This window comes from Acinetobacter sp. ATCC 27244 (assembly GCF_000156555.1).
Classification (GTDB): domain Bacteria; phylum Pseudomonadota; class Gammaproteobacteria; order Pseudomonadales; family Moraxellaceae; genus Acinetobacter; species Acinetobacter haemolyticus.
Genome location: NZ_GG665952.1, coordinates 223,549 through 248,967 on the forward strand (window position 1 = coordinate 223,549; position 25,419 = coordinate 248,967).

Sequence of the window (25,419 nt, forward strand, 5' to 3'; positions counted from 1 at the left end):
ATTAGAAATTAAAGCTTTCTCTAAAGATTCATTAAATTTTTTGCAGAAATCATCCAAAATACAAAATAATTCGGTAATATGATCCATTGAGAAGCCTTGTTTTATAACATTTTGTCTTGAGAACCAATATGTTACAAAAACAGGGCTTTTTTTCTACTCTTTTTTTATATCGAACTCAGGTTATCTAGTCTAAGATGATGGTCTATTCTGAGGTTTATTATCGAAAAATCGTAAGAAAATAAAACAAAAAAGCCTACATCGAAATGCAGGCTTTTTTCGCTAAAAGTATTTTCTATTAGATAACAGAGATACTAGTCGCTTGTGGTCCTTTCTTACCTTGGCCAAGAACGAACGAAACACGTTGTCCTTCATGTAAAACTTTAAAACCATTGCTTTGGATTTCGCTGAAGTGAGCAAAAACGTCTTGCCCTGAATCAGCTTGAATAAAACCAAAACCTTTAGTTTCGTTGAACCACTTCACAGTGCCAGTAACTGTATCAGACATACTTTTTAAACCTTTTAAACTTTGTTCATTTATGAGTTAAATCTAGATTTGATATTTAGATTTAACTCAATCTATCTTTATTAAATAGATACTTCAAGTACAAAAACCATCTAAGTCAATCGATATAACTGATTAACCGAAGCATAAAAGCTTTTACCATCCAAGTTAAAGTCAACTTCTTGACCAGACTGCAACAGTACTTTCTTACCTACTTCTACCCATTTTGAACCATTCAACGTATTTTGCTGACGCTTCAAAGGGATGATTTTCACACAAATTTCATTGCCATTACTGGCTTTGGCTATACGCCACTCATTAATAATTTTCAATTCACTATACTCATTACTGAGCTCAGGTGATCGATTTAATTTACTACAATGCTAGACAGATGAGAGAGGAATACTACATTTCTAGAATCTAATAATTTTAGCTATATTTAGGTTTATTTAAGCTAAGGTAGCATGTGTTTGACGTATGGTTCAAACAACTACTTTCAATACATCACAGAGCAAAATTAATTTGGATGCGGGGGTTGGATTTGAACCAACGACCTTCGGGTTATGAGCCCGACGAGCTACCAGACTGCTCCACCCCGCATCAGCGAGTTAGCTTTATACGCCCATATCAAATTTAATGCAAACATTTTCTATAAAATTCGTAAAATATTAAAAATATTGTTTAAAAATAATACGAATATGGGATTTTTTTACATTGTCGAGCATTTTTTGAAGAATATTTTTATTAGTGCTTTAATCGAGATATCAGCAAAAATAAAACTATTGCATTGAATCTTTGATCAATTATTCTCTTTTCGATTCTAAACTCTACAAAAAAAGAGTGCCGTCCTACAATGGCTATGTAACAATAGCAACACACTTATACTTTAATAGCGCTTCATGTCACTGATTATTGGTATCGATCCTGGTTCCCGCTTAACAGGTTATGGCATTATCGAAAAAGACGGTAATAAACTCCGCTTTGTAGATGCAGGAACTATTCGAACAGAAACTCAAGAAATGCCTGAGCGTTTAAAACGTATTTTTGCAGGTGTGGAGCGAATTGTTAAATTTCATGGCCCTACAGAGGCTGCTGTAGAACAAGTCTTTATGGCGCAAAATCCAGATTCTGCGTTAAAGCTTGGTCAAGCACGTGGCGCAGCGATTGCAGCTTTAGTAAATTTAGATCTACAAGTGGCTGAGTATACTGCACGCCAGATTAAACAGTCTGTTGTAGGTTATGGGGCTGCTGATAAAGAACAAGTACAAATGATGGTGATGCGCTTATTGAACTTAACCATTAAGCCACAAGCCGATGCTGCGGATGCACTGGCTGCAGCCATTTGTCATGCTCACGCCTCAGGAAGTATGACTAAACTGGCCGTTTTAAATGCTCTAGGTGGTATGGCACGTGGTCGGAGTCGCTCAAGTACTAGACGGCGTTAGGTTAATTTACAAGGCTTGATTCACCACATGATAAATCATTTTCCCCATTTCATGTGCTTGCAAACCTCTCATACCCTTTTCAGCGAGTAAATCCCCTGCCTGTGCATGTAAACTGACAATTTCATGTAATGCGACTTGCTCATCAAATTGTGCTTTTAAACTGGCAATCATGCCTGCCAATACATCCCCCATACCTCCTGTACCCATACCTGCATTACCCTGTGTACAGATAAATAACTCATTCTCTAAAATTAGACTCCCTGCGCCTTTCAGCACCCATTGCCCTGAGTATTTTTGTCGTAACTGATAAATTGCAGATATACGATCTTGCTCAATCTCTGTTGCAGTGCAACCTAATAAAGTTGCAGCCTCGCCTGAATGTGGAGTTGCATAAACATGAGCATTTAATTGTTGTGGATGTTTGGCCAAAAACCAAAGTCCATCGGCATCAAGTACGACTTGTAAATGCGAATGCCGATTTAGGCATTCAAACCATTTTAAATATATTGATTCAGCCCATTCATCACGTCCTAAACCCATACCAAAACAGACTGCATCGATTTGCTTTAGTAATTGCTCAATCTCTTTTTGTTCTAAGGCATTTATATCTCGAACCATGATGTTTGGAGAGCGCGCCAAAATCGCTTGATGGTGTTTAGCATGACAAATAACGCTTACCTTTCCAGCCCCCGCATGAAAAGCAGCTTCAGCAGACATGATCACCGCTCCCCCCATATCAGCATGACCACCGATGACGAGAACATGTCCATAGCTGCCTTTGTGTCCAAAGGCTTGACGTTTCGGCAGCATGACTTTTTTAGGTGACAAATAGGCAATCGACTGTAATTCACTATCAACTGGAATCAAGCTGGCTAAATGTAATTGCCCAACATACTCTTTGCCTTGCCCAGTAAACAAGCCAGCTTTGTATCCCAATAGCGTAAAAGTCTGATCTGCTCGAATAACACAAGGCAAAGCTTGTCCTGTATTGGCATGTAATCCACTTGGGATATCAATCGATATTTTTAAGCCTATTTGCAGATTGTAGAGTTGAATGATGTTTTGCCATTTTTGATCAAGCATTCGGTTTAACCCGATCCCAAATAATGCATCTATATGACAGTCAAATATTGGCAATTCTTGCCCTATTTCATGTTCAGACAGCAAATAGTCAATCGTTTGAATATCAACTTGCTGGCTTTGTGCATAATTAAATGCCTGTTGTAAATCAATAGAATGTCCTAGCTCTGTTGCAAACACAGTCACTTTAAAACCCTGCTGCTTTAAAAAAGCAGCAATATAATAACCATCACCAGCGTTATTACCTTGTCCACACCAAATTGCGATATGTTTAATTTTTTGAACTAGAAATTGTTTATTTAATTCTTGTGCTATTGACCAAGCCGCTTGTTGCATCAACCCCAGTGAAGCGTTTTTTTGAGCAAACCAGCGTTGCTCCCATGCTTGTATACTTTGACTATCATAAACTGGGCTATGGTAAACTAAACGTTGCATGGTTTTCCTCTTATTATCGGTTTATGGCCTCTACTCACTCTTCCAAAAACGCTTCTCAAAAGATTGAGATTCAACAGCTTGATCCCCACGCGCTTAAAAGCTGGATAAAGGCACAAGCTTTGGACTTAGGCTTTTCTGATTGTGTCATTGCCAAACCAGATGCTCAAGATCAAATACCACGTTTTAAAGAATATTTGGAGCGTGGCTATCATGCAGATATGCACTATTTGGAAGAGAACTTAGAAAAGCGCGCAGATCCAACATTGCTTGTTCCAGGTACAAAAAGCATTATCTGTGTGCGAATGAACTATCTTGTAGCATCCCCTAAGCCCCGTTATGTACCATTTGAACCAAATTCAGCCATTATCGCACGCTATGCACGAGGTCGTGATTATCACAAAGTGATGCGTGGACGACTCAAAACCTTAGCCAATCGAATTAAAGAAAAAGTGGGCGATTTTGAGTCACGCCCCTTTGCAGATTCAGCTCCAATTTTCGAAAAATCACTGGCAGAAAGTGCAGGTATGGGGTGGACTGGAAAACATACTTTACTCATCCATAAAAAATCAGGCTCATTTTTCGTTTTAGGCGAGCTATTCACATCGTTAGATCTTCCCTTTGATCAGCCCGCAACGGCACATTGTGGCTCTTGTACGGCTTGTATTGATATATGTCCAACTCAAGCAATTGTTGAACCCTACATGTTAGATGCCAGAAAATGTATCGCATATTTAACCATTGAATATAAAGGTATTATTCCAGAAGAATATCGTGCTGGTATTGGAAACCGAATTTTCGGTTGCGATGATTGTCAGTTGATATGTCCATGGAATGGCTTTGCGAAGACGGCAACAATTCCAGATTTTGACCCTAGACACAGCTTAGATAATATCAGCTTACTCGATATTTGGCGGTGGGATGAGGCAACTTTCCTAGCAAATACAGAAGGTAGTCCAATCAGGCGTACAGGCTATCAATCCTTTAAACGCAATATTGCAATCGGACTCGGAAATGCGCCATACTCAGATGAAATCATAGCCAAATTGCAAGAAGCAAAATCTTGGCACGATGAGATTGTAAATGTACATATTGATTGGGCAATTCAACAACAATTGCAGCAATCTACTGTTCATCAAATAGAAAAATGATGTTTTTTGCCCTATGGCTTTGGCACGATTTCTGTATGATTAATCTCAATCTTTGTAATCAATCATCATGGATATAACAATGACCCTACGTAATGACTGGACTCGTGATGAAATCCAAGCTTTATATGATCAACCTTTTTTAGACTTAGTTTTTGAAGCACAACGCGTTCATCGCCAACATTTTCAAGCAAACACGATTCAAGTCAGCACACTTCTTTCAATCAAAACGGGTAAATGTCCTGAAGACTGCAAGTATTGCTCCCAGTCAGCACGCTATGACTCAAAACTAGAAGCAGAAAAGCGTATTACAGTTGACAAGGTAATTCGTGAAGCACAGGCAGCCAAAGACTCTGGGTCATCTCGTTTCTGTATGGGGGCAGCTTGGCGTAACCCTCACGAGCGTGATATGCCATACGTCCTAGAAATGGTACGTGAAGTAAAAGCCTTAGGTCTAGAAACCTGTATGACTCTCGGCATGTTAAATCAATCTCAAGCTGAACGTTTAAAAGATGCGGGCTTGGATTATTACAATCATAATCTTGATACATCACGTGAATACTACTCACATATTATCAGTACGCGCACTTTTGATGACCGTTTAAATACATTAGACCATGTCCGTCAAGCTGGCATGAAAGTGTGTAGTGGCGGTATTGTTGGCTTAGGTGAAAGTCGTAATGACCGTATCGGTTTATTGCATGAACTCGCTACCATGCCTGTTCATCCTGAGTCTGTACCGATTAATATGCTTGTGCCAATCGAAGGAACACCACTTGCTGATGTCGAAAAACTAGATGTAACGGAATGGATCCGTACTATCGCAGTTGCTCGTATCATTATGCCACACAGCTATATTCGCCTATCAGCAGGACGTGAATCACTTAGTGATTCGGATCAAGCATTGGCATTTATGGCTGGTGCTAACTCTTTGTTCTCTGGTGAGAAACTTCTTACAACGCCAAATGCTGGCGAAGGTAAAGATCAAGTGTTATTTGCCAAATTAGGTTTGACTGCTGAAAAGCCAAAACCAAGTGTTGCAGAGCTCTCAATAGATGCGATGAGCGCATAAACGCAAAAGCCTTGTCAACTGACAAGGCTTTTTCTTTCTCGTTTTGAAATTATACTGATGTCACTAAGATGCCATATTTCGCATTTAAGAACATTCCTTCTCGGATGATATCCACACCAGCAGCATGGGTAACGGATAACTCCTGTGAGTGCACATCAAAATGGAATGAATCAAATACCTCCTGATGATGCATTAGCCACATCAGAGTATCAGTCAAATTTTTATCTACAGTATAGGTTTCAGAGTCAAAATTCTTATCCATAGCGCTATTCTGATCACAAGATGAAATAACATCATAACCAATAGCCTAGATAAATTCAGCTCAAGCTAAAACAATTGACTAATCCATATAAGTATTCAGCTTTAATTTAGACACATAACATTAAGCTGCAAGTGGTCGTACAATTTGAATACCTGTTATTAGACTGTGCATTGCTTTAGGGTTGAGTTGCAGAGTCAAAATATGGCTATCTAGATGAACATGATAAGCACTAATCAATGCCTGCTTCCCTTGATCGGTTTCAAGTACGTATTCATCCACAATGTTTAGAATACCTTCAAGATTAGTGGTACTCGAAGCACGGTCATGTCCAAACAAATCATAGATCGTTTGTAAATTAAAACTGGTTTGGTGTTCTGTCGGATGAGACTTTAAATAATCTTGCAAAAACAGAACAAACTTGTGTGCGAAGAAATAATAGTCTGGTTTGTGGGTATAAAGCATGTTCATGGATATCTCCTTGCGATGTTTTTTTCATCAATTCATGCTTAAAAATTAGTCCCACAATCTTAAAAAATTCTTAAAAAAAGTTTGAGCTTTTTGTTAACCATTTTGATGACCCGAAATTTTAATTTTAAGAATACCTAATCATTTGTCATAAAAAATTCATATAAAATTCCGCCAATTTTGAACAAAAATAAACAAAAAATCAATTATTGCTAATAAATTTTTTGTAATTTTTACCAAATTTTATATTTCTCAACCCGTATATTGAAGATTTTTTTGACCAAAAAATAAAATTAAACAAACAGTTAAATTTGATCGCAGGAAAATTTAAACAAAAATTAAGCATTTTGTGACACGGTTTGCATTTTGTTTAATTAATGGTATATTTCGAACATTACTTGTTCAGCGCAAAAATTTAACTGAAAAGGTAATATAATTCAACTTTTAGCTTATGTATTTGAGAAATTATTATGAAAAAAATTGCTTTGATCGCTGCTCTTTCAGTTGTTGGTATTGCAAATGTACAAGCTGCTGACGGAACAATTACAATCAATGGTTTAGTAACTGACAAAACTTGTAACATCGTTACTCCAGCAGGTAAAGACTTCACAGTTACTCTTCCTACTGTTTCTAGACAAACTCTAGCAAATGCTGGTGATGTAGCAGGTCGTACTCCATTCCAAATCAACTTGGAAGACTGTTCAGCTGGTAAAGTTGCAACTTACTTCGAACCAGGTGCAACTGTTGATTTCAATACTGGTCGTTTAATCAACCAAGCTGCTGCTGGTGCTCAAAACGTTGACGTTCAATTACTTGGTGACAACAACCAAGTAATCCCTGTATTAGCTGCTGGCGCTACTGGTGCTCAAGCTAACTCTCAGTGGGTTGACGTTGTAGAAGGCGGTAGCGCTGATCTTAACTACTATGCTGAATACTATGCAACTGGCGCTTCAACTGCTGGTGAAGTAACAACTTCAGTTCAATACACAATTATTTATCAATAATCTATTGATAACTGAGTTTCTATGTTTTCGAACATAGAAACTCCTCTGTATTTCATCACTTTCGCCTTTTTCTGAGAATGTTTCACATGTCATTTAACGGTAGTAAATTCTTGTCTGGTTTTGCACTCTGTTCAATGTTAGCAACTGCTACTCATGCAGAGATTGTCATTCACGGCACGCGCGTTATTTATCCTTCCGATGCACGTGAAGTCACTTTACAGCTCAGTAATAATGGCTCTAAACCTGCATTAGTCCAAGCATGGATTGATGAAGGAGATCCAAAAAGTACACCTGATCAATCAAAAGTTCCTTTTATGATCACGCCTCCAATTTCGCGTGTTGAAGCAACAAAAAGCCAAACTCTCCGGATTACAGCTTTACCAAATGCATCACAGCTAAATCAACAGCAAGAATCTGTACTTTGGTTAAACGTATTGGATATTCCACCTCGACCAACAGGTAAAGGTGCTGAATCAGTACCAGATAATTTTTTACAACTTGCAATTCGTTCAAGAATTAAATTCTTCTACCGCCCTGCGAGTATTAAAGAAGATGCTAATTTAGCAGCCGATAAGCTGCAATGGCAAAAAGCAGGTCAAAGTGTGGTCATCAAAAACCCAACACCTTTTCACATTACGATGACTTCAATCTATCAAGTCAATGGTGATAAAAAAGTTGATTTATTACCCAAAGGTTTAATGTTAAAGCCATTTTCTGAAGATCGTGTTCAATTAAAAATCTCCAATACTGAAAAAATGAGCTTTATCAATGTGAATGATTATGGCGGACGTGTCGAGAAACCAATTAAGTTTCAATAATCATTTTTCATCCAGATAACCAATAATTTTAAGTACCTATACAATATAGGCGATTCTTATTATGTCAAAAAAGCACGCACCATATAGATTATTAAAGCGTCATATTTGTTTTTACCTAACCTCTGGCATAATCAGCATGACTGTGCCAGTGATGGTGTATGCAGACGAACTCAAAAACAATAATGCGATGGAAGCCGAGTTCGACTCTTCGTTTTTGATTGGTGATGCGCAAAAGATCGATATTTCACGCTTTAAGTACGGTAACCCTGTATTACCGGGTGAATATAATGTAGACGTATATATTAATGGTAAATGGTTCGGCAAACGCCGTATGCAATTTAAAGCTGTCGATCCTAAACAAAATGCCGTTACCTGCTTCAACTCTAATACTTTACTCGAGTATGGTGTTAAGCAAGATGCTTTAGCGATCCATCAATCTGCCATTTCACAAAATAGCTGCCTAAAAATAGATGAATGGATTGAAGATGCATACTATGATTTTGATACGTCTAAGTTGCGTGTAGATATTTCTATTCCTCAGGTTGCGATACAAAAAAATGCTCAAGGCTATGTCGATCCAAGTGTTTGGGATCGTGGTGTAAATGCTGGCTTTTTATCTTATAGCGGTAGTGCATATAAAACATTTAATAGAAGCAATGACAATAAAGAAACCACTAATGCATTTATGGCATTAACAGCTGGAGCGAATCTTGCTGGCTGGCAATTACGTCACAATGGTCAATGGCAGTGGAAAGATCAGCCTAACGAGAATGAAAGTAAATCAAACTATCAATCTACAAGTACCTATTTGCAACGTGCATTTCCTCAATATCGTGGTGTACTTACATTAGGCGATAGTTTTACCAATGGTGAAGTTTTCGATTCATTTGGATACCGTGGTATTGATTTTTCTAGTGATGACCGCATGCTGCCAAATAGTATGTTGGGTTATGCACCTCGTATTCGTGGCAATGCAAAAACAAATGCTAAAGTTGAAGTACGTCAACAAGGGCAATTGATTTACCAAACGACTGTATCACCAGGTAGCTTTGAAATTAATGATCTCTACCCAACAGGTTTCGGTGGTGAACTCGAAGTTTCTGTGATTGAATCAAATGGTGATATTCAAACATTTTCAATCCCCTACGCTTCTGTCGTTCAAATGCTAAGACCTGGCATGAGTCGCTACTCGGTCACTGCTGGTGAGTTCCGAGATCGTGATATTGATTTAGACCCTTGGGTTGTACAAGGTAAATACCAACTCGGTATTAACAACTACCTGACTGGTTATACAGGTTTTCAAGCTACTGAACGATATGCATCTGCACTATTAGGTACAGCTTTTGCGACACCTCTAGGTGCTATTTCAGTTGACGTAACCCATTCTGAAGCTGACTTTGAGAAAAAAGCGTCTCAATCTGGTCAAAGTTATCGCTTGAGCTATAGTAAGCTGATCTCTCCGACAAGTACCAATTTAACCTTAGCCGCATATCGATACTCGACTGAAAATTATTACAAATTACGTGATGCACTTTTAATCCGTGATTTGGAAGATAAAGGTATCAACAGCTATGCTGTGGGTAAACAACGTAGTGAATTTCAAATTACCTTGAATCAGGGTCTTCCTGATGGTTGGGGTAACTTCTACATGGTCGGTTCATGGGTTGATTATTGGAATCGCAATGAAAGCGGTAAACAATACCAGTTTGGTTATAGTAATAACTACCATGGTTTAACTTATGGTTTATCTGCAACCAAACGACAAGTTGACTATAGCTCGAATAATCGTACACGAGACACTGAATACTTGATGACGCTCTCCTTCCCATTGAGCTTTAAGAAACATTCGATGAATGTGAATGCAAATGCATCACAAAACAACCGAACTGTTGGTGTTAGTGGTACTGTTGGCGATCGCTTTAGCTATGGTTCATCCATGTCACATCAAGACTATAACAATCCAACATTCAACGTAAATGGTCGCTATCGCACCAATTTCACGACCGTTGGTGGATCTTATAGTATTGCTGATACCTATCAACAAGCGATGGTAAGTTTAACAGGAAATATTGTTGCGCATCGCGATGGTATCTTATTCGGCCCTGAACAAGGTCAAACCATGGTATTAGTTTATGCACCTGATGCAGCAGGCGCCAAAGTCAATAATACAACAGGTTTAAGTGTCAATAAGGATGGCTATGCTGTTATTCCTTATGTAACACCATATCGTTTAAATGACATCACACTTGACCCACAAGAAATGTCTACAAATGTCGAACTTGAAGAAACTAGCCAACGAATTGCCCCATTCGCAGGGTCTATTACGAAAGTAGACTTTTCTACGAAGAAAGGTTATGCAATTTACATTGCTGCTAAAACTTCGACTGGTGAAAATCTACCATTTGCAGCTCAAGTATTTGATCAAAATAATGAGTCTGTTGGTATTGTTGCTCAAGGTAGCATGGTGTATTTACGTACCCAAAAAGCACAAGATCAACTGTATGTAAAATGGGGTGATGAAAGCGCTGAGCAATGTGAGATTACTTATGACGTAACAGCTCAGCTTGCACAAGATCAACAAAACTTAATAATGACTGAGGCGGTTTGTAAATGAAAAAATTACTCTTAAACAGTGTTTTGCTCACCGCTGGTCTTGGTTTGTATGGTGAGGCAAATGCAGCTTGTACACCAGCATCAGGATTTACAACTATAGACATTAGTATGGCTGTAGGTCGTGTCGTTGTTCGACCTAGTGATCCTGTTGGCAAAATTCTAAATAAATCTTTATTTGAAATCCGCCCTAACTCTCAAACTATGTACATCAATTGTAATAGTAACGAAATGATGGTAGCGAGTCTAATACAGAATCGTCCAATAAGTTCACTGGGCAATAGTATTTACTCAACAAATATTCCTGGAATTGGTATTCGACTTTATCGTGAAGCATTTAATGCGACGAACTTTTCAGGCTATTACCCCTATACACGTCCTGTACCTGGAACTCGTGTTATTCTTGCTGAGGGTTATTTTATAGTTGAAATTATTAAAACCGCAGAAAATACAGGCTCTGGAACATTAGTTCCTGGACAATATAGTACTTATTATGCTGGAAGTCGAAGTGATCGCCCTTTCTTAACCAGCACAGTTTATGGAAATGCAATTACTATTGCATCTTCTTCTTGTGAATGGCGAGGTAATATTAACAAAGCTGTCACACTACCAACTGTCACAAAATCAGGTTTTACTGGTGTTGGATCCACGCAAGGTGAGCAAAGCTTTGATCTAAATATCCTTTGTAACGGTGGTGAAAACCCAACAGGTTATGAAGAGAAAAACCTAATAAGTTTGAGTTTTGATTATCAAACAGAAGGTACAAACACTCAAGTCCTAAGAAATCTCGAACCAAATGCAACAAAAGCAAACGGTGTAGGTGTTCAACTTCTATGGAATTATAATAATCAGAATCGCGTGATTGGTTTAGGTGACAAATTAGAATTAGGTACAGTTAAATCTAACCAGACTATTGAATATAACGTACCACTTACAGCGCGATATTATCAAACAAATGCCAACGTAACAGCAGGAAAAGTTCGAGCAATGGCAACTGTAACTATTGAATATGATTGATTTTTCACGAGACCTCTTTTTTTTAAAAGAGGTCTTTTTTTTTAAAAAAAATCAAACTATAAATTCTGAAATTTTCACTTGATAAAAATTAAATCCATTCAAAAGTATGAACTTTTAGCTTTTTTAAAAAATTTTAAACCACTTAACTTATAGGAACTATCAATGAAAAAAATTGGCATATTGACGCTTAGCTTAGCCCTGCTTGGCTGTGGTGAAAATCAAAATAGCTCACAAAGTAGCAGTACTACATCCCAATCTACAGCAACAACATCAACTAGCTTAAGTTTACGTAGTTTAAATCAGAGTCAAACATGTCAGTATAACTTTGATGCAACACAACAAGATTACGATGATTGGAACAATCAAAATTCTGGATATATGCCAATAACCATCTTTCCGATTATTGATGGTCAAAAATTCAGTTTTTCAGTATTACCATTTACAGAGGAAGAATTTTCGTACATCAGCTACATCTCAACCACTAAAGCACAATTAAGTGGTACGAATAATGATGGCGATTTTACTTTACCTAAATCAGGTATTATAGCACTAGAAATGCAGCTTAAAGTTCCTAAAAAACTTTCAGAAAATTCTTCCTACATCTCTGACATTTCTCTAAGAGCTATAACAGGAAATGGCTATACAGTGGATTCAAATTTTGGCTTTCAATCAGGAACTTATGATCCAGATTTTGGGGAAAACCCTTCAAATTTAAATTATAGTTTGTCATCTCGACTTAGTGATGGAACGGGCCCTACCTCAACTTACTTCCAATACATCAACATGACTAATAATCCAATAAGCTATCAACGCTTAGGTATATATATTAACCAAGAAAGCAAGCAAGTCGGTTTTATTCTTAACGGAATAGATAAAGGATATCAATCTAACCTACCAGCGATATTGGAGAATATTAGCTTTAATGTTCGAAGCGGTGTGGCAATAGAATTTGACCCAGAAAACGAACAAAAATTCTCATCAGAGCTAATCACTGACCGCAATGCTCTACAGTTCACTTACCCACAAGGTACGACTGATATCTGTGGCAATATTATTTAAAGCATAAATACGAAAGCCTAATCCTGAGATTAGGCTTTTTCTTTTTTAAGCACTGTTCAATGCTTAAATTCAAATAAAAAAATCATTCTCTTCTCAAAAATAAATTTAAACCAAATTCACATTATAAAAGAAATAAGTGATTAAGATAACAAACCAAAATTAATATAACACTTATCAAAATTAAAATAAAAACCATAACTAATTCACACTTTAAAAATTATTTTAATCAACACCTTATATTTAAGATTGCCTTTATAATAATTTATATGTTAATAAATAATTCATTCATTATAAAAGGATCATAAACATGAATAAAATAATATATAAATTCATATTATCTGCTTCGTTAGCAATCATAGCCTCTACCAGCTATGCAGCCAATACGATAAAAATAACTGGACAAATTGTCGAAGACACTTGTTCTCAGCAACATCAGCATCAAGATTGTGAATTAATCAACAATTTAAATAAAAAAATAAATAAGGAATCAACAAATTTAAATGATTTGGTAATTAATTCACAAAAAAACAATATGATTGAAATTAATATTGAAAGGAGAGCCGAAAACAATAATAGTGTAATTATTATTAGTTATTATTAATATAGAAAAATAAAACTTAATACTACTGTGCTATTAAATGATTATTCAACACCAAAAAAATAATGTTTTATAGCACAGTTTTAAATAAAATGGGCACACATCACTAAAACATAACGTGATATAAATTACATATCAATAGATTTATGTCGAACATCTATCATTCAAAGTCAAAACCTACAGTATCTGACTTATTCCAATGCTGATTCATTTGCTCTGAAACTTTCTCTCTCGGGAGTCCTTCTTCAACATAAAAAAACCGAGTTTCCTTACTCTTTTTAAGCATCATCAAATGATAATTCACTACACATTTTTTCAATGTAACCGCAAAATCTCGTTGTGAATGATCAGTCAAATCTTGCTCTGCTTTCTCAATATCTTCATGCTGAATAAGCCAATTTAATTGCAAAGGATCACCATGATCAATTGGCACTGTAAGAACCTCTCCATCCTTAAAGCCACCTAAATATGCTATTTTCATGTTTTTCTCTCTTTTTGTTTTGTTGTTCATGTATTTATTAAATCATAAAAAGTAGCCAAGAAGAATTGAGAAGCACAACAGTCTTACCAAACGACTACGCAACTATAAAAAATAAGTTATTAATAATTATAATAATTTTATATCAATATTGTGATAGCACAATTATTATCAAATCAAATTTGATAGATATAAAACGGCTTTATTTCACAAAGATTTATAATTTAAAACATCTACTAACTCACTCAATTTTAAGTGATAACTTGGGTATGAATAGCCACCAAAATTCTAGACACACATAACCATCTTTTGATGGGCCTTTTCATAATCTAATGGAGAACGTTGACCATTGGAACCATGCCGTCGTTTTGAGTTATAAAACATTTCAATATATTCAAATATATCTGCTCTAGCATCTGATCTCGATACGTAAATTTTCTTCTTAATACGCTCTCGTTTTAGCAACTGAAAGAAGCTCTCAGCAACAGCATTATCATGGCAATTTCCTCTTCTGCTCATACTGCTTTCCAGATTATGATACTTGAGAAAAGCTTGCCATTCATGACTCGTATATTGGCTGCCCTGGTCTGAATGAATGAGTACTTTACACTTCGGTTTCCTTCTCCACAGAGCCATCAATAATGCATCTAAAACCAGATCTGTAGTCATTCTCGATTTCATAGACCAGCCAACTACAAGGCGCGAAAATAAATCAATCACTACCGCAAGATATAACCAGCCTTCATGTGTACGAATATAGGTGATATCAGTAACCCACCGCTGATTAGGCTGAGCTGGATTAAACTGCCGCTCTAAAGTGTTTGTGGAGACAATATTGGGAATACCAACATAAGCTCTAGGCTTGCGATAGCCACGCTGTGATTTAAGCCCATCCGCTTTCATCAGCCGATGTACCCGATTAATTCCACAGCCTTCACCGATATCCTTTATTAAGTCACAGTGAATCTTGCGATAGCCATAAACTCCACCAGATTCGAGCCAGAACTGTTTAATGAGACCCGAAAGCTGTTGCCGTTTCTTAGCAGTCTCACTGATGGGCTGCTTTAACCATGCGTAATAGCCGCTGTGATGAACATCTAAAGTTGAACACAAACGACGAATCGGCCAGATACGCTGGTTGTCCTGAATAAAGGCATACCTCACTTAGACTGACTTGCGAAGTACACCGCGGCTTTTTTTAATATGTCTCTTTCTTCCGTGACTCTTTGGAGTTCTTTCTTTAGCTTTGCTAATTCCGAAAGTGGATCACTAGGTTCTGTGATCTTGGGTTGCTGTGGATCATAACGTTTAATCCAAGCATACAGACTATGTGTGGTGGTTCCTAAACGTGCAGCAACTTCGGCCACACTATGACCTTTCTCAGTGACTTGTTTTACTGCTTCTATTTTGAATTCTTCAGGATATCGTTTGCTACTGTTCATAAACACCTCGTTAATTAGCCATTTTATCTAACTAAAGAGTGTCTACAAAATCGGTGGCTATTCACTATTCAATAAGATGGAATTTGATTCAGTAAATCAACCAATACTTGTGAATCACTGACATGATTTATTGTGAGCTGTACAGTACGTATTTTAAAGGTTTTAGCATCTATACCAATATGTAGTTTACACCATTGCCGACGATATTCAGGCTGATGTTTCTTGCGTTTCCGTTCACCTTCGCCTAAAACTTAAGGTCAGTTGAATCTACCAATAGATGTAGTCATTCATAACTTTTTTGATAACTAATCGCAATATCAATCTGCTTTTGTCGTCTGCAAAGTATTGAATAATCCGTTGCTGTCCAATCTAATCCGCAAATTCTAATTAGGCTTTGTACAAAGCCAGTGACCCTGCGTAGAGAAAGACGAAATTGGCTTTAATCATTAAATAACATTGGATGGCTGTATCGGAATAAGTTTAATTTCGACCATGCTTGTTTTTTGGTTGAGCATACTATTGTGCTTTGGGATCAAACCAAATGGCAATATTTACACGATTGATGAGAGCCCGGTTGTATGTGGACCAGTTGATTGTACAATAAATTTTAGGTGTAAACTTCTTCATTTGAATACTATATTACTGAATCAGACCTTACAAAAAACTTTGAGCAACAAAGCTCTTTTCATTGATATTTTTTATATGGATTGTAATACATTTCTTAAATTCTGGTTGCTCTAACAACCCAAATTACTATTCAGATCTTTGTTATGAATGTATCTGAAGAGTAATTTTAGGATGTGCTTATTACTCTTACTTTACTCCATTGATTCCATTGCTGCCCTATAAGCAGCAATGCCATTCATACAAGCTGGAACACCTGCATAGATTGCCATTTGTATAACGATTTCCAATAATTCTTGTGGGGTCACCCCGACATTTATAGCTGCCCTCATATGTAATTCAAGTTGCGGTCGCGCGTTTCCAAGTGAGATTAAAGATGCAACCGTAAGCATTTCTCGTGTTTTGAGATTTAAACCTGGTCGACCAACGACCGATCCAAATGCATAATCGGTGATCAGCTTTGAAAGTCCTTCATCTAATTGACTCAAACTAGAGGTTACTCTTTCTGCAAGCCCATCCTCTAATTTGTTCATAATCTCCATTCCATATTTTGTTAATTCATCAGTTTGTTTCATACTCATTCTCCAAATTGAAGTCGATTTCTTTTGCGCTACTTGGAATAAGTGCTACTAAGAAAAGAGAAAGTCCAATTGCAATACCTGCAATCAGGTAAAGAGATGAAATAGGATAGTGCGCAACAATCCATGCACCGAGCGTTGCCCCAATCCCAATAGCGATGTTGAAAAAGGACACATACATTGATGAGGCAGGAAAGACATCATCCCCAGATAACTTTAATACCCATGTTTGAAATCCAACAAAAATCCCTGAAACAGAAAGCCCCCAAATAATAACTAATGTCACAATGGACACTAGGGATAATGGTGATGTATGAATCCCTATATACGTCAGTACTGAAAAAATGAGTAGTATTGAAATTGAAACTGTTAGTTTTATATTTTTATCTATAATTAAACCTGTAATAAAATTACCGAATAATCCAGCTAAACCAAATATAAATAATGTTAATGGGATCAGTTGCTCTTTCAGGAGTGACTGAGAATGCAATAATGGTTCAATATATGTAAAAGCAGCAAAATGAGCTGTAATGGTCAACAATGTTGCTGAATAGATCTTCCACAATGTACTAGATTTTAAAACTTTTTTTAATGAGCTTAATCCGATTGTACTGTTTGAAGAAATATTTGGCACTAAGATGAGTATTCCAATGAAAGTGACTAAACTTAGACCAGACATAAACCAAAATGCTTCTCTCCATCCAAGATTAATTCCAATGTAATTAGATAGAGGTACTCCAAACACGCTTGCAGCCGAAACTCCACCAAAAACGATAGAAGTCGCTACACCAATATATTTTGACGGAACAAGTGCAACAGCAGTAGCTCCGATCATTGCCCAAAAAGCACCATGCGCTAATGCACCAATAACCCGTGCAATTAGTAAAATTGAATATGAATCAACTAAGGCAGTTAAAATGTTAGAGCAAAACAGAATAAGAGTAAGAATGATCAGAAGCCATTTTTTAGGCACATTACCCAAAAAGATTGAGGCTATTAAGGCACTTATAGCACCAACCCAAGCATAGAATGAAACAGTCATCCCAATTTGAGATTCTGAAACATTTAAACCATTTGCCATTGGAGATAATAAGCCAACAGGAGCAAGTTCTGTAGTTACAATAGTGAACGTTGATAACGCTAGAATAATTAATGCTAACCACGTTCGTATATTCATAGTTTGAAGTTGATTTTGAGAGTTCATTACTAGTCCAATATTTTAATTAAATGAAATATGTTTCCATCCTTTTGAATTACCGTAATCAAGAAGTTGTTGATTATGGCCTACACAAACAGGGTTTCCAGTGAGTTCTAGCATTGGGATATCAGATGTATCATCTCCGTAGGCGTAGCAATCTGCTGGATCAATTGCATTTCTTTTGCAGTAGGCTAAGGCTGCAGCTTTTTTTCCTAAACCTATGGTCTGAGGTGTACCAATTTCACCAGTACAAAAACCCTCATGATCTATGAGAAGTGGTGCTGATAAAATTTCATCAACATGCAAATAAGAAGCTATTGGAGCAAGAATTGGATACATTGAACCAGAAACAAATACAGGAGTTTCACCATCCTTTAAATGTTGGTTGAGTCTTGCTATCGTATTTTTAATAAATAGATCTGAGGTTTTTAACTGCTCAAACCACTGCTGACCTATCAATAACAATCTAGAATATTCGACTTGATTAAATTCTTTATAATATTGTTTATTTAGAAACTCCCTTGATTTTCCATTAGTAGTATCTTGTTTGAATTGATTTAAATATAGATGTAGCTGATCTTCTAAATTCTGACTAACACACCAATATTCATAAAAATTAAACATGCTTTTCATATTGATAAGTGTTTCATCAACATCAAAAAATGCAGCTACTTTACTCACTTGTTATCCCTCATAAGTTTTTCTACGACTTTTGGTCTGAAACGATATATCCGTTCCTAAAACACCTGCATCCGACCAACGCGATGGAGAAACCTCAGATAAAATTACTGAAATTTTATCTAAAGGCGCACCTGTATTTTTATGAACAGCATGGGTAACATCTTCCATGAGGGATTCAACTTGATTTTCATCTTTGAGTGGCCATGTAGTGATATGTATAACTGGCATAATGAATTCCTATTCAATAGTACAAAATTGATCAAATGATCTCGTTTGTAGTTTTAGATGAGCATGTATATCTCCACCAAGCCCATATAAACCAATAGCTCCGCCATAACTTTGACGAGAGCTCATATATAAAACGACGACATTAATGATTCGATTGCTATCCTCCCCTTGAGCAGGAAAAGCATTAGGAATTTTTGCCCAAAATTTTGCATTACCGTGATGATCAGTAATGAATACATTTGGAATACCTAATGGGCCAGGACGTGTTGGATTTAATTTTTGTAGATCTTTTTCCCTAAGACTCATAACGGTGTACAAACTGTTAGGTACTAAATTTTTAAAGTCAAAATCAAAACTGGCATGTTTTTTATCAGGTGAAATAGAAAGCTCTAACTCACCTGTCGCCAACATCCAGTCATGTAATGTAATAGGATCAATTAAGCGCTTCCCGTCACACTCTCTATAATCTTCTATATGTCCAATGTGTAGTGCGATACTTTCCCTTTTTATATTATTCGCATTAGGCCTTTGCTCTGGTGCAAATAACATCTGATAATTATTCAGTGGGATTGGTAAAGGTAAAGTATAAAGAACAATATCTTTTAGTTCTGCTTCAGATAATGTATCCAAATACTGAATTATTTTATATTTAGATGTACTTCCAAATTCAGGGAGTTCAGTGTCAGGTGCAACAATAGCGCCTGTCCATTTAACTCCATTCTCATCTGGAATCATCCCAATTACTACAAAATTTCCATTAGCATCCATAACTTCTGCAGGTGGATATAAAGGGCCTTGAGTTGTAACTGAGAAAGTATACTTCTTTCTATTTAAATCAGACATAAGCTACTCCTGAAATAGGAGTGTACTCAGACATCAATATTTTTGTAGCAACATCATTTGCTAACATATTTTCTTTTTCTAAAATGATTTTCGATGGGTAGACTGAAAAATTGATCTCAACAACAGCACAAACATTTTGTTCTTGAATAATTTGCATTCTAGACTTGAATTTTCCACGTCTATCATTCATATCAATTTCTGTAAATTCAAAACTGATAGTTGCAGGCAGTGGAAATAAGAAATTAAGAAAATTTGTAGACATATCATTAATTACATAATAAAAATCTTTGTTTTTGTTATAAATAAACTCTTCCGTGACAGCGATAAAAGTCTGTCGGCATGCTTCAACAAGTATCATACCTTGTATATGCTGACCAGTTTGATGATCAGCCATAAGTTCACATCTTTCATCAATATGTAGAGATAAATTATAAGTGTTATCTTTATCAACAACTTTATGCGCTGAGCCAATTAAAATATTGTGATCAACTTTTTTATGGGAGTAGCAATTCTTTTTGGAATTTACGATTTCCTTTAGGGAGCAAATTTTAATTTTCTCATTATCAATATGATTACTTTGCACTAACTTTTCCGCAAAATCTTTATTAATACCCTGTCCAACTACAATTTCATGAGTACAATCTATAATTTTTGATGGAATAAGTGTAAGCAGTTCTAGTTGAGAGATAGTTAAAACATTTTTTCCATTAGCAAACTCATGGAATTTATCACCAACAATAATAATTTTTTTACTTTTCATTTGGTAATCCCCATTAGCAACAAGAACAATAAATTTTAGTATAAAGGCCATCATTACCACCTGTAATGTAGCTATCACCCGCTTGTTTTATAATTTTTTTATATTTCTCATTTGTAAATGCTTCAGTGTAGTTTTCAATATCCCCATTGAATGAAGATATAAACATTACCCCAGGTTGACCACTGATCAACGAATGAAAAGCCTCAAAACTTTCAATTTTATCTTTATTTTCACGAACAACATTAAAAATAGTTTCATCTCTCCATTTTCGATATTCAAAGTAATTATTTGCAGGCACCTCAACATGACGAAGTTGAATATACTTTGTTTGTGGCAGCAGTTCATCATTATTAATTGGTGATTCAACAAATTTAACAAGCTCTCTTCGAATATCGCCAGAAAGATTATCAGCTAAATCATGAAATACTGACTCTAGTCGCCCTTCATCCCAAGATATTTCTTTAATATCATTAAATGAACGTAGCTCTAATAGCTCTTTAGAGTTTTCATCTTCATAAAAATAATATTTAGTTTTAGATGAATTGTTTAAATTGAGAGAATTTATATCAAATTTCTTTCCATTAAGAGGATACTTTGAAATTAATATATATTTAGATGACATTTTGTGTTCCTTGATTTGAACCTAGTTAATTTCAAAATTAATTTATCACTATCAAAAAAAAATGGAATTTTTAAAAATGTAATTCATTTTTTGTATCATCAAATTAACAATATTAAGTTTTACACCTGTAACTTTTTACTATATGTTCTAATTTATTCTTTATAAAAAAGTATCATGTAAGGCTGAAGATGCTAGTATCGAAAACCCTATTTAATAAAAACTTACCAACTATCAAGCAATTGCAATGTTTTTTAGCAGTAGTTGAAGAGTTAAACTTTAGAAAAGCTGCTGAGAGAATGAACATGACACAACCACCATTGACTAGACAGATTCAATGTCTAGAAGATTTAATGGGGCAAGATTTATTTATTAGAAATACGCATAAAGTTCACTTAACCTCGGCAGGTCAAAGACTGGTACAGAAGGTAGAAAGTATTATTTTACAGCTAGAATCATTAGATGAAGAATTATTACAAAATGAATTCAATGTAAAACTAGGATATACAAGAACAATAAACTTCGAAAATATACCCCAACTATTTAAAAAAATAAAAGAGGTGGATTTTGAGGACGATATTCTAAATCAGAATTTCACATCAAACCAATTATTAAACAATTTAATAAAAAATAAATTAGATATTGCTCTAATTGGAGAGAAAATTATTTTAGATCAATGTGAAATAAAATACGAATGGCTTTATAAAGAACCATTATTAGTTGCCTTACCAGCCCAACACCCAGCAAGTATAAACGAAAAAATATCTTTACAAGATATTTCAGATTTACCATTATTTTGGTTTTCTAGAAATGCTAATCCGGCATTTTATGATAAATGTGAAAAATATTTCCAATCACTTCCATTTGAATTAAAAAAAATTAAAGAACCTGATGATTCATTAGTAATGCTAGCGAGAATTTCTAAAGGCAGGGGCTTTGCTCTTTTACCCAAATCCCTATGTTCATTTTTTCAGGAAGGATTAGCATATCGCTCCTTGAGTCATGAAGATGCGATGGCATTAAATATTGATGTTTATGTAGCAATAAGAAATAATGAAAATAAGAAAAATGTCCTAGATGCATATCAAAGCCTAACCAGAGTGTAAAATCAATATATTTCCACTTTCTCTACTTCAAATTAATATTTAAGAATTAAATCTTTACCATAAAAGGTAAAGATTTAATTCATTATCAAATCATACTAAACATTAACTCCTTTCATACTTTCTGAGTTATACCTATGACCTCTAACATTAAAATTAAAACTATTTAAAGCTTCAATATCGTTTACACTCATCTTTATTTCAGATGCTCTACTATTTTCAATGAGAAAATCAATGTTTTTTGTGCCAGGAATAGGAATAATTCTATCATATTGTGCTAAAAGCCATGCGAGTGCAATTTGACCTGTTGTTGCATCATATTTTTGAGCGATAGGTGCTAGAAAATTTAATAGTTGAGCATTGTGTATTAAGTTTTCTTGCAAAAATCTTTCATTATTTTTTCGAAAATCTGTAGAGCTAAAATCTTCATTATTAACATATCTTCCAGTCAAAAATCCTCTACCTAATGGTGAGTATGGAATAAAACTGATACCGAGCTCTTTTACAGTAGGTAATATTTCATTTTCAACATCCCTAGTCCATAATGAATATTCTGTTTGCAATGCTGCTATAGGATAAATTGAGTGTGCCTTTTTTAGTGTTAATGCGGATGCTTCACACAATCCAATATTCTTAATTTTTCCTTGTTGGATAAGCTCTTTAAGGCATCCTATACTTTCTTCAATTGGTACATTCTGATCAATTCGATGGAGATAGAATAAATCAATACTATCAACACCCAAACGTTTAAGTGATTCATCACAACATTTTTTTATGTATTCTGGCCTGTTATTAATAGATCTAGAATAACCATCATCAAGATTACGATTAATTCCACATTTTGTAGCAATTGTAAATTTATGGCGATCTGACTTGTTAAGTTTTGCCAAGAAATGTCCTATTAATCTTTCATTATGCCCATTACCATACATATCTGCAGTATCAATGAATGTAATTCCATTTTCTAATAAACTTTCTAAAAGTTTTATAGATTTATTATCATCAATTTGTCCATAAAATTCACTTAGACCCATTGCCCCATAACCGATAGCACTCACTTTCACAGAGTGAGATAATTGACGTGTTTTCATATATTACTCCTAGTTTTTTATTATATTTTCATAATCTCTCCGAAGATTGAATTGCTATTTTCGCAATTCAAAAATTGTATTAAATAAAGTCAGGTCAGGTCAGGTCAGGTCAGGTCAGGTCAGGTCAGGTCAGGTCAGGTATATTTACTCAGCTAGAAGATACGATATCATCTAATTTGACTATCGAGTCCAATTTAAACAGTCAAAATTTACTACCACATATATTAAAAGCTTTGAATACTAATAAAAAAAGATATTAACATCTGGATAAAAGTTTTAATACTTTTAGGCTAAATAGTGATCAGCACAACAACAATTCTGATATTTATATTTTTCTTGAGGATGGAGTAAGCTACCCATCTAGTAATTGATAGTTGATCTATTTTGCTTACTATACGCTTACTAAAATCAAAAAAATAAAACCACTTAGGATTAGTACACCTAAGTGGTTGTTTTATATGGTGGGCCCACCGTGACTTGAACACGGGACCAACGGATTATGAGTCCGCTGCTCTAACCAACTGAGCTATAGGCCCTATAACTTTAAATCATATTATTATGATTAAATTCTGCGGAATTTTAGTTAAATTTAACTTAAATTACAAGCAGATGATTTTATCAAACATACAGAATTGTAAGTAAAATCATTAACTGCGCTGATTCTATCTGATCTTTGCGTATTGAGTAAAGCATATATTACGTTTTTTGATCATTTATAAGACATCCAAATTTTCATTCAATCTGGAATTTGCGGATATGTATTTTCTACAAAACTCGTATTACACTGCTGTCATTCAGTTGTAATGGTTGTGACCATGAGAAAATTTTTAGGAAAAACTATATTTAAAGCAACAGGTTGGGAATATGAAGTAGATCCTAGCATTTTAGAAAAGAAACAAGTGATTATAGGTTTTGAGCATACATCTAACCTAGATACAATCTTATCACTTGCCCTATTTGAGATTTTGCAATTAAAAATCCATACTTTGATCAAAAAAGAGTTGTTTAAAGGGCCCTTAAAACCTGTCCTAGAACGTCTAGGGGGTATCCCTGTTGATCGTAAGGCGAGCAAAGATATCGTGACTCAAATGGTTGATCTATTTAATCAGAATGAGCAGTTTAATCTTGTCATCGCACCTGAGGCCACTCGAGCAAAAGATGGTGAAGAACGTAAGCCAATCCGTACAGGTTTTTGGCATATTGCCAAGGCAGCGAACGTCCCAATCATTTTAATGTATGCCAATGCACGAACCAAAAAAGGTGGAATTTTAGGGAAAATCTACCCTACTGATCTACAACAAGATCTAGAGAAAATTAAAGCGATGTATGCTGAATATGACATTGATGTCAAAATTAATTAGAAAAAGTTTAGCTGATCAAGTTTTGTGATTTCATCATAATTTTATATTTTGAATGTTAGCGGTGAGAGTTTTCAACAAAACCCTTGCTATGCTAATATTCACGCACTTTTTGAGTTTTATTTTTTTGGAGTTACTTCCATGGCGGGTCATTCTAAATGGGCCAATATTAAGCATCGTAAAGCGAAACAAGATGCCAGTCGCGGTAAAGTCTTTACTAAATATATCCGCGAGATTGTTACCGCAGCAAGATTAGGCGGTCCTGATGCAGCGAGTAACCCTCGTTTACGTGCTGTTGTTGAAAAAGCACTTTCTGTCAATATGACACGTGACACCATCAATCGTGCAATCCAACGCGGCGCTGGTGGTGAAGAAAATGATGATTTAAAAGAAGTAACCTATGAAGGTTATGGTGTCGGTGGTGTTGCTGTTATCGTTGAAACGATGACTGATAATTTAAACCGTACTGTACCTGATGTTCGACACTGTTTTAGTAAAACCAATGGTAACTTAGGAACGAATGGTTCAGTTGCATATCTGTTTACTAAACGTGGTGAAATTTCTTTCGAAGATGTCTCATTAGAAGACAAAATTATGGAAGTCGCTTTAGAAGCGGGCGCTGATGATATCGAAGTTGATGAAGACAGCATTCTCGTCATTACCAGTCCAGAGAGCTTTGGTGAGGTTCAAGATGCTCTAGCTGCGGCAGGTTTAAAATCTGATAATGCCGAAGTCGTTATGAGCCCATCAACTAAGGCTGAAATCACGGATGTTGATCAAGCAAAACAAATCATGAAAATGATTGATATGTTAGAAGATCTTGATGATGTTCAAAACGTTTATACCAACGTTGAATTCTCTGAAGAAGTCTTAGAACAGCTTGATGCATAAGCAATCAATATGT

27 protein-coding genes, 2 tRNA genes and 2 pseudogenes are annotated in these 25,419 nt (G+C 35.6%); 12 read left to right on the forward strand and 19 right to left on the reverse strand.

The features are described 5' to 3' along the window. The 4 genes and pseudogenes from HMPREF0023_RS16695 to HMPREF0023_RS06320 form a co-directional block, all read right to left on the reverse strand. A pseudogene (locus HMPREF0023_RS16695) lies at positions 1-87 on the reverse strand (IS982 family transposase); the annotation flags it as partial. 208 nt (positions 88-295) lie between these two features. Beyond that, positions 296-505, reverse strand: coding sequence for a cold-shock protein (locus HMPREF0023_RS06310; RefSeq protein ID WP_004638802.1), 210 nt, complete (start codon positions 503-505; stop codon positions 296-298). Between the two features lie 110 nt (positions 506-615). Beyond that, a complete protein-coding gene (locus HMPREF0023_RS06315) occupies positions 616-834 on the reverse strand; it encodes a hypothetical protein (protein WP_004638801.1) in 219 nt (72 codons plus the stop codon). Positions 835-1,025: 191 nt separating this feature from the next. After that, a tRNA-Met gene (locus tag HMPREF0023_RS06320) sits at positions 1,026-1,102 on the reverse strand. A 299-nt stretch (positions 1,103-1,401) separates the two neighbouring features. On the opposite strand from HMPREF0023_RS06320, the gene ruvC reads away from it, so the two are divergent. Beyond that, positions 1,402-1,947 carry a crossover junction endodeoxyribonuclease RuvC gene (gene ruvC, locus HMPREF0023_RS06325; RefSeq protein ID WP_004638800.1) on the forward strand — a complete coding sequence of 182 codons (546 nt, stop codon included), beginning with the start codon at positions 1,402-1,404 and terminating at the stop codon, positions 1,945-1,947. Positions 1,948-1,953: 6 nt separating this feature from the next. Here ruvC and HMPREF0023_RS06330 read toward each other — a convergent pair whose 3' ends face one another. Further along, the gene (locus tag HMPREF0023_RS06330) at positions 1,954-3,462 is read right to left on the reverse strand and encodes an NAD(P)H-hydrate dehydratase (RefSeq protein WP_008941516.1); all 1,509 of its coding nucleotides are present in this window, start codon (positions 3,460-3,462) and stop codon (positions 1,954-1,956) included. Positions 3,463-3,485: 23 nt separating this feature from the next. Between HMPREF0023_RS06330 and queG the strand changes: the two genes are divergently transcribed. Both queG and bioB read left to right on the forward strand, forming a co-directional pair. Beyond that, positions 3,486-4,610: a tRNA epoxyqueuosine(34) reductase QueG gene (gene queG / locus HMPREF0023_RS06335; protein WP_005090755.1), complete on the forward strand. Its 1,125-nt coding sequence runs from the start codon at positions 3,486-3,488 to the stop codon at positions 4,608-4,610. Positions 4,611-4,689: 79 nt separating this feature from the next. Further along, positions 4,690-5,679: a biotin synthase BioB gene (gene bioB / locus HMPREF0023_RS06340; RefSeq protein WP_005090756.1), complete on the forward strand. Its 990-nt coding sequence runs from the start codon at positions 4,690-4,692 to the stop codon at positions 5,677-5,679. A gap of 49 nt (positions 5,680-5,728) precedes the next feature. Here the strand turns inward: bioB and HMPREF0023_RS06345 are convergent, their stop codons facing one another. Beyond that, complete coding sequence (locus HMPREF0023_RS06345) at positions 5,729-5,941, reverse strand: hypothetical protein (protein ID WP_004638793.1); 213 nt, start codon at positions 5,939-5,941, stop codon at positions 5,729-5,731. Positions 5,942-6,061: 120 nt separating this feature from the next. Continuing rightward, positions 6,062-6,409, reverse strand: coding sequence for a hypothetical protein (locus HMPREF0023_RS06350; protein ID WP_004638790.1), 348 nt, complete (start codon positions 6,407-6,409; stop codon positions 6,062-6,064). 467 nt (positions 6,410-6,876) lie between these two features. On the opposite strand from HMPREF0023_RS06350, the gene HMPREF0023_RS06355 reads away from it, so the two are divergent. The 6 genes from HMPREF0023_RS06355 (at position 6,877) to HMPREF0023_RS06380 (ending at position 13,515) form a co-directional block, all read left to right on the forward strand. Then, positions 6,877-7,410 carry a fimbrial protein gene (locus HMPREF0023_RS06355; RefSeq protein WP_004638786.1) on the forward strand — a complete coding sequence of 178 codons (534 nt, stop codon included), beginning with the start codon at positions 6,877-6,879 and terminating at the stop codon, positions 7,408-7,410. Positions 7,411-7,496: 86 nt separating this feature from the next. Continuing rightward, the gene (locus tag HMPREF0023_RS06360) at positions 7,497-8,228 is read left to right on the forward strand and encodes a molecular chaperone (RefSeq protein WP_004638785.1); all 732 of its coding nucleotides are present in this window, start codon (positions 7,497-7,499) and stop codon (positions 8,226-8,228) included. A 61-nt stretch (positions 8,229-8,289) separates the two neighbouring features. Then, positions 8,290-10,842, forward strand: a complete 2,553-nt coding sequence (locus HMPREF0023_RS06365) for a fimbria/pilus outer membrane usher protein (RefSeq protein WP_004638782.1) — start codon at positions 8,290-8,292, stop codon at positions 10,840-10,842. Then, positions 10,839-11,855 carry a fimbrial protein gene (locus HMPREF0023_RS06370; protein WP_005090761.1) on the forward strand — a complete coding sequence of 339 codons (1,017 nt, stop codon included), beginning with the start codon at positions 10,839-10,841 and terminating at the stop codon, positions 11,853-11,855. Before HMPREF0023_RS06365 ends, HMPREF0023_RS06370 begins: the two co-directional genes overlap by 4 nt. Before the next feature lie 162 nt (positions 11,856-12,017). Further along, a complete protein-coding gene (locus HMPREF0023_RS06375) occupies positions 12,018-12,914 on the forward strand; it encodes a DUF4882 domain-containing protein (RefSeq protein ID WP_005090763.1) in 897 nt (298 codons plus the stop codon). 307 nt (positions 12,915-13,221) lie between these two features. Then, on the forward strand, positions 13,222-13,515 hold the full coding sequence (locus HMPREF0023_RS06380) for a hypothetical protein (protein ID WP_008941519.1): 294 nt from the start codon (positions 13,222-13,224) through the stop codon (positions 13,513-13,515). 157 nt (positions 13,516-13,672) lie between these two features. Here HMPREF0023_RS06380 and HMPREF0023_RS06385 read toward each other — a convergent pair whose 3' ends face one another. The 10 genes and pseudogenes from HMPREF0023_RS06385 to HMPREF0023_RS06430 form a co-directional block, all read right to left on the reverse strand. After that, positions 13,673-14,023: a hypothetical protein gene (locus HMPREF0023_RS06385; RefSeq protein ID WP_004638777.1), complete on the reverse strand. Its 351-nt coding sequence runs from the start codon at positions 14,021-14,023 to the stop codon at positions 13,673-13,675. A gap of 255 nt (positions 14,024-14,278) precedes the next feature. Further along, a protein-coding gene (locus HMPREF0023_RS06390) for an IS3 family transposase (protein WP_409333563.1) occupies positions 14,279-15,432 on the reverse strand; the annotation gives its coding sequence in 2 pieces (ribosomal slippage) (positions 14,279-15,156 and positions 15,156-15,432; 1,155 coding nt in all). Between the two features lie 77 nt (positions 15,433-15,509). After that, a pseudogene (locus HMPREF0023_RS16185) lies at positions 15,510-16,059 on the reverse strand (IS5 family transposase); the annotation flags it as partial. Positions 16,060-16,250: 191 nt separating this feature from the next. Further along, a complete protein-coding gene (locus HMPREF0023_RS06400; RefSeq protein ID WP_008941522.1) occupies positions 16,251-16,631 on the reverse strand; it encodes a carboxymuconolactone decarboxylase family protein in 381 nt (126 codons plus the stop codon). Beyond that, positions 16,618-17,838, reverse strand: a complete 1,221-nt coding sequence (locus HMPREF0023_RS06405; RefSeq protein WP_008941523.1) for an MFS transporter — start codon at positions 17,836-17,838, stop codon at positions 16,618-16,620. Before HMPREF0023_RS06405 ends, HMPREF0023_RS06400 begins: the two co-directional genes overlap by 14 nt. 15 nt (positions 17,839-17,853) lie before the next feature. Further along, on the reverse strand, positions 17,854-18,513 hold the full coding sequence (locus tag HMPREF0023_RS06410) for an HAD family hydrolase (protein ID WP_008941524.1): 660 nt from the start codon (positions 18,511-18,513) through the stop codon (positions 17,854-17,856). Between the two features lie 3 nt (positions 18,514-18,516). Next, positions 18,517-18,741, reverse strand: coding sequence for a 2-hydroxymuconate tautomerase (locus HMPREF0023_RS06415; protein WP_008941525.1), 225 nt, complete (start codon positions 18,739-18,741; stop codon positions 18,517-18,519). A 9-nt stretch (positions 18,742-18,750) separates the two neighbouring features. Further along, on the reverse strand, positions 18,751-19,584 hold the full coding sequence (locus tag HMPREF0023_RS06420; protein WP_008941526.1) for a hypothetical protein: 834 nt from the start codon (positions 19,582-19,584) through the stop codon (positions 18,751-18,753). Next, complete coding sequence (locus tag HMPREF0023_RS06425; RefSeq protein WP_017396640.1) at positions 19,577-20,395, reverse strand: AfsA-related hotdog domain-containing protein; 819 nt, start codon at positions 20,393-20,395, stop codon at positions 19,577-19,579. The genes HMPREF0023_RS06420 and HMPREF0023_RS06425 overlap by 8 nt, the downstream gene beginning before the upstream one ends. Continuing rightward, on the reverse strand, positions 20,358-20,966 hold the full coding sequence (locus HMPREF0023_RS06430; protein WP_008941528.1) for a hypothetical protein: 609 nt from the start codon (positions 20,964-20,966) through the stop codon (positions 20,358-20,360). Before HMPREF0023_RS06430 ends, HMPREF0023_RS06425 begins: the two co-directional genes overlap by 38 nt. Positions 20,967-21,154: 188 nt before the next feature. Here HMPREF0023_RS06430 and HMPREF0023_RS06435 point away from each other — a divergent pair, with 188 nt between their 5' ends. Further along, entirely contained in the window at positions 21,155-22,069 is a 915-nt protein-coding gene (locus tag HMPREF0023_RS06435) for a LysR family transcriptional regulator (RefSeq protein WP_008941529.1), read from the forward strand. Between the two features lie 95 nt (positions 22,070-22,164). On the opposite strand, the gene HMPREF0023_RS06440 is transcribed toward HMPREF0023_RS06435, so the two are convergent. Continuing rightward, complete coding sequence (locus HMPREF0023_RS06440; protein WP_008941530.1) at positions 22,165-23,157, reverse strand: aldo/keto reductase; 993 nt, start codon at positions 23,155-23,157, stop codon at positions 22,165-22,167. Positions 23,158-23,616: 459 nt separating this feature from the next. Further along, a tRNA-Ile gene (locus tag HMPREF0023_RS06445) sits at positions 23,617-23,693 on the reverse strand. 267 nt (positions 23,694-23,960) lie between these two features. Between HMPREF0023_RS06445 and HMPREF0023_RS06450 the strand changes: the two genes are divergently transcribed. Both HMPREF0023_RS06450 and HMPREF0023_RS06455 read left to right on the forward strand, forming a co-directional pair. Further along, complete coding sequence (locus tag HMPREF0023_RS06450) at positions 23,961-24,518, forward strand: 1-acyl-sn-glycerol-3-phosphate acyltransferase (protein ID WP_008941531.1); 558 nt, start codon at positions 23,961-23,963, stop codon at positions 24,516-24,518. A gap of 138 nt (positions 24,519-24,656) precedes the next feature. Continuing rightward, positions 24,657-25,406, forward strand: coding sequence for a YebC/PmpR family DNA-binding transcriptional regulator (locus tag HMPREF0023_RS06455; RefSeq protein WP_004638700.1), 750 nt, complete (start codon positions 24,657-24,659; stop codon positions 25,404-25,406). Positions 25,407-25,419: the final 13 nt, after the last annotated feature.

Coding starts and splice junctions, on each gene's coding strand:
- HMPREF0023_RS06310 (WP_004638802.1), bottom strand. CDS start 505: ATGTCTGATACAGTTACTGGCACTGTGAAGTGGTTCAACGAAACTAAA.
- ruvC (WP_004638800.1), top strand. CDS start 1,402: ATGTCACTGATTATTGGTATCGATCCTGGTTCCCGCTTAACAGGTTAT.
- HMPREF0023_RS06330 (WP_008941516.1), bottom strand. CDS start 3,462: ATGCAACGTTTAGTTTACCATAGCCCAGTTTATGATAGTCAAAGTATA.
- queG (WP_005090755.1), top strand. CDS start 3,486: ATGGCCTCTACTCACTCTTCCAAAAACGCTTCTCAAAAGATTGAGATT.
- bioB (WP_005090756.1), top strand. CDS start 4,690: ATGACCCTACGTAATGACTGGACTCGTGATGAAATCCAAGCTTTATAT.
- HMPREF0023_RS06345 (WP_004638793.1), bottom strand. CDS start 5,941: ATGGATAAGAATTTTGACTCTGAAACCTATACTGTAGATAAAAATTTG.
- HMPREF0023_RS06350 (WP_004638790.1), bottom strand. CDS start 6,409: ATGAACATGCTTTATACCCACAAACCAGACTATTATTTCTTCGCACAC.
- HMPREF0023_RS06355 (WP_004638786.1), top strand. CDS start 6,877: ATGAAAAAAATTGCTTTGATCGCTGCTCTTTCAGTTGTTGGTATTGCA.
- HMPREF0023_RS06360 (WP_004638785.1), top strand. CDS start 7,497: ATGTCATTTAACGGTAGTAAATTCTTGTCTGGTTTTGCACTCTGTTCA.
- HMPREF0023_RS06365 (WP_004638782.1), top strand. CDS start 8,290: ATGTCAAAAAAGCACGCACCATATAGATTATTAAAGCGTCATATTTGT.
- HMPREF0023_RS06370 (WP_005090761.1), top strand. CDS start 10,839: ATGAAAAAATTACTCTTAAACAGTGTTTTGCTCACCGCTGGTCTTGGT.
- HMPREF0023_RS06375 (WP_005090763.1), top strand. CDS start 12,018: ATGAAAAAAATTGGCATATTGACGCTTAGCTTAGCCCTGCTTGGCTGT.
- HMPREF0023_RS06380 (WP_008941519.1), top strand. CDS start 13,222: ATGAATAAAATAATATATAAATTCATATTATCTGCTTCGTTAGCAATC.
- HMPREF0023_RS06385 (WP_004638777.1), bottom strand. CDS start 14,023: ATGAACAACAAAACAAAAAGAGAGAAAAACATGAAAATAGCATATTTA.
- HMPREF0023_RS06400 (WP_008941522.1), bottom strand. CDS start 16,631: ATGAAACAAACTGATGAATTAACAAAATATGGAATGGAGATTATGAAC.
- HMPREF0023_RS06405 (WP_008941523.1), bottom strand. CDS start 17,838: ATGAACTCTCAAAATCAACTTCAAACTATGAATATACGAACGTGGTTA.
- HMPREF0023_RS06415 (WP_008941525.1), bottom strand. CDS start 18,741: ATGCCAGTTATACATATCACTACATGGCCACTCAAAGATGAAAATCAA.
- HMPREF0023_RS06420 (WP_008941526.1), bottom strand. CDS start 19,584: ATGTCTGATTTAAATAGAAAGAAGTATACTTTCTCAGTTACAACTCAA.
- HMPREF0023_RS06425 (WP_017396640.1), bottom strand. CDS start 20,395: ATGGCCTTTATACTAAAATTTATTGTTCTTGTTGCTAATGGGGATTAC.
- HMPREF0023_RS06430 (WP_008941528.1), bottom strand. CDS start 20,966: ATGTCATCTAAATATATATTAATTTCAAAGTATCCTCTTAATGGAAAG.
- HMPREF0023_RS06435 (WP_008941529.1), top strand. CDS start 21,155: ATGCTAGTATCGAAAACCCTATTTAATAAAAACTTACCAACTATCAAG.
- HMPREF0023_RS06440 (WP_008941530.1), bottom strand. CDS start 23,157: ATGAAAACACGTCAATTATCTCACTCTGTGAAAGTGAGTGCTATCGGT.
- HMPREF0023_RS06450 (WP_008941531.1), top strand. CDS start 23,961: ATGGTTGTGACCATGAGAAAATTTTTAGGAAAAACTATATTTAAAGCA.
- HMPREF0023_RS06455 (WP_004638700.1), top strand. CDS start 24,657: ATGGCGGGTCATTCTAAATGGGCCAATATTAAGCATCGTAAAGCGAAA.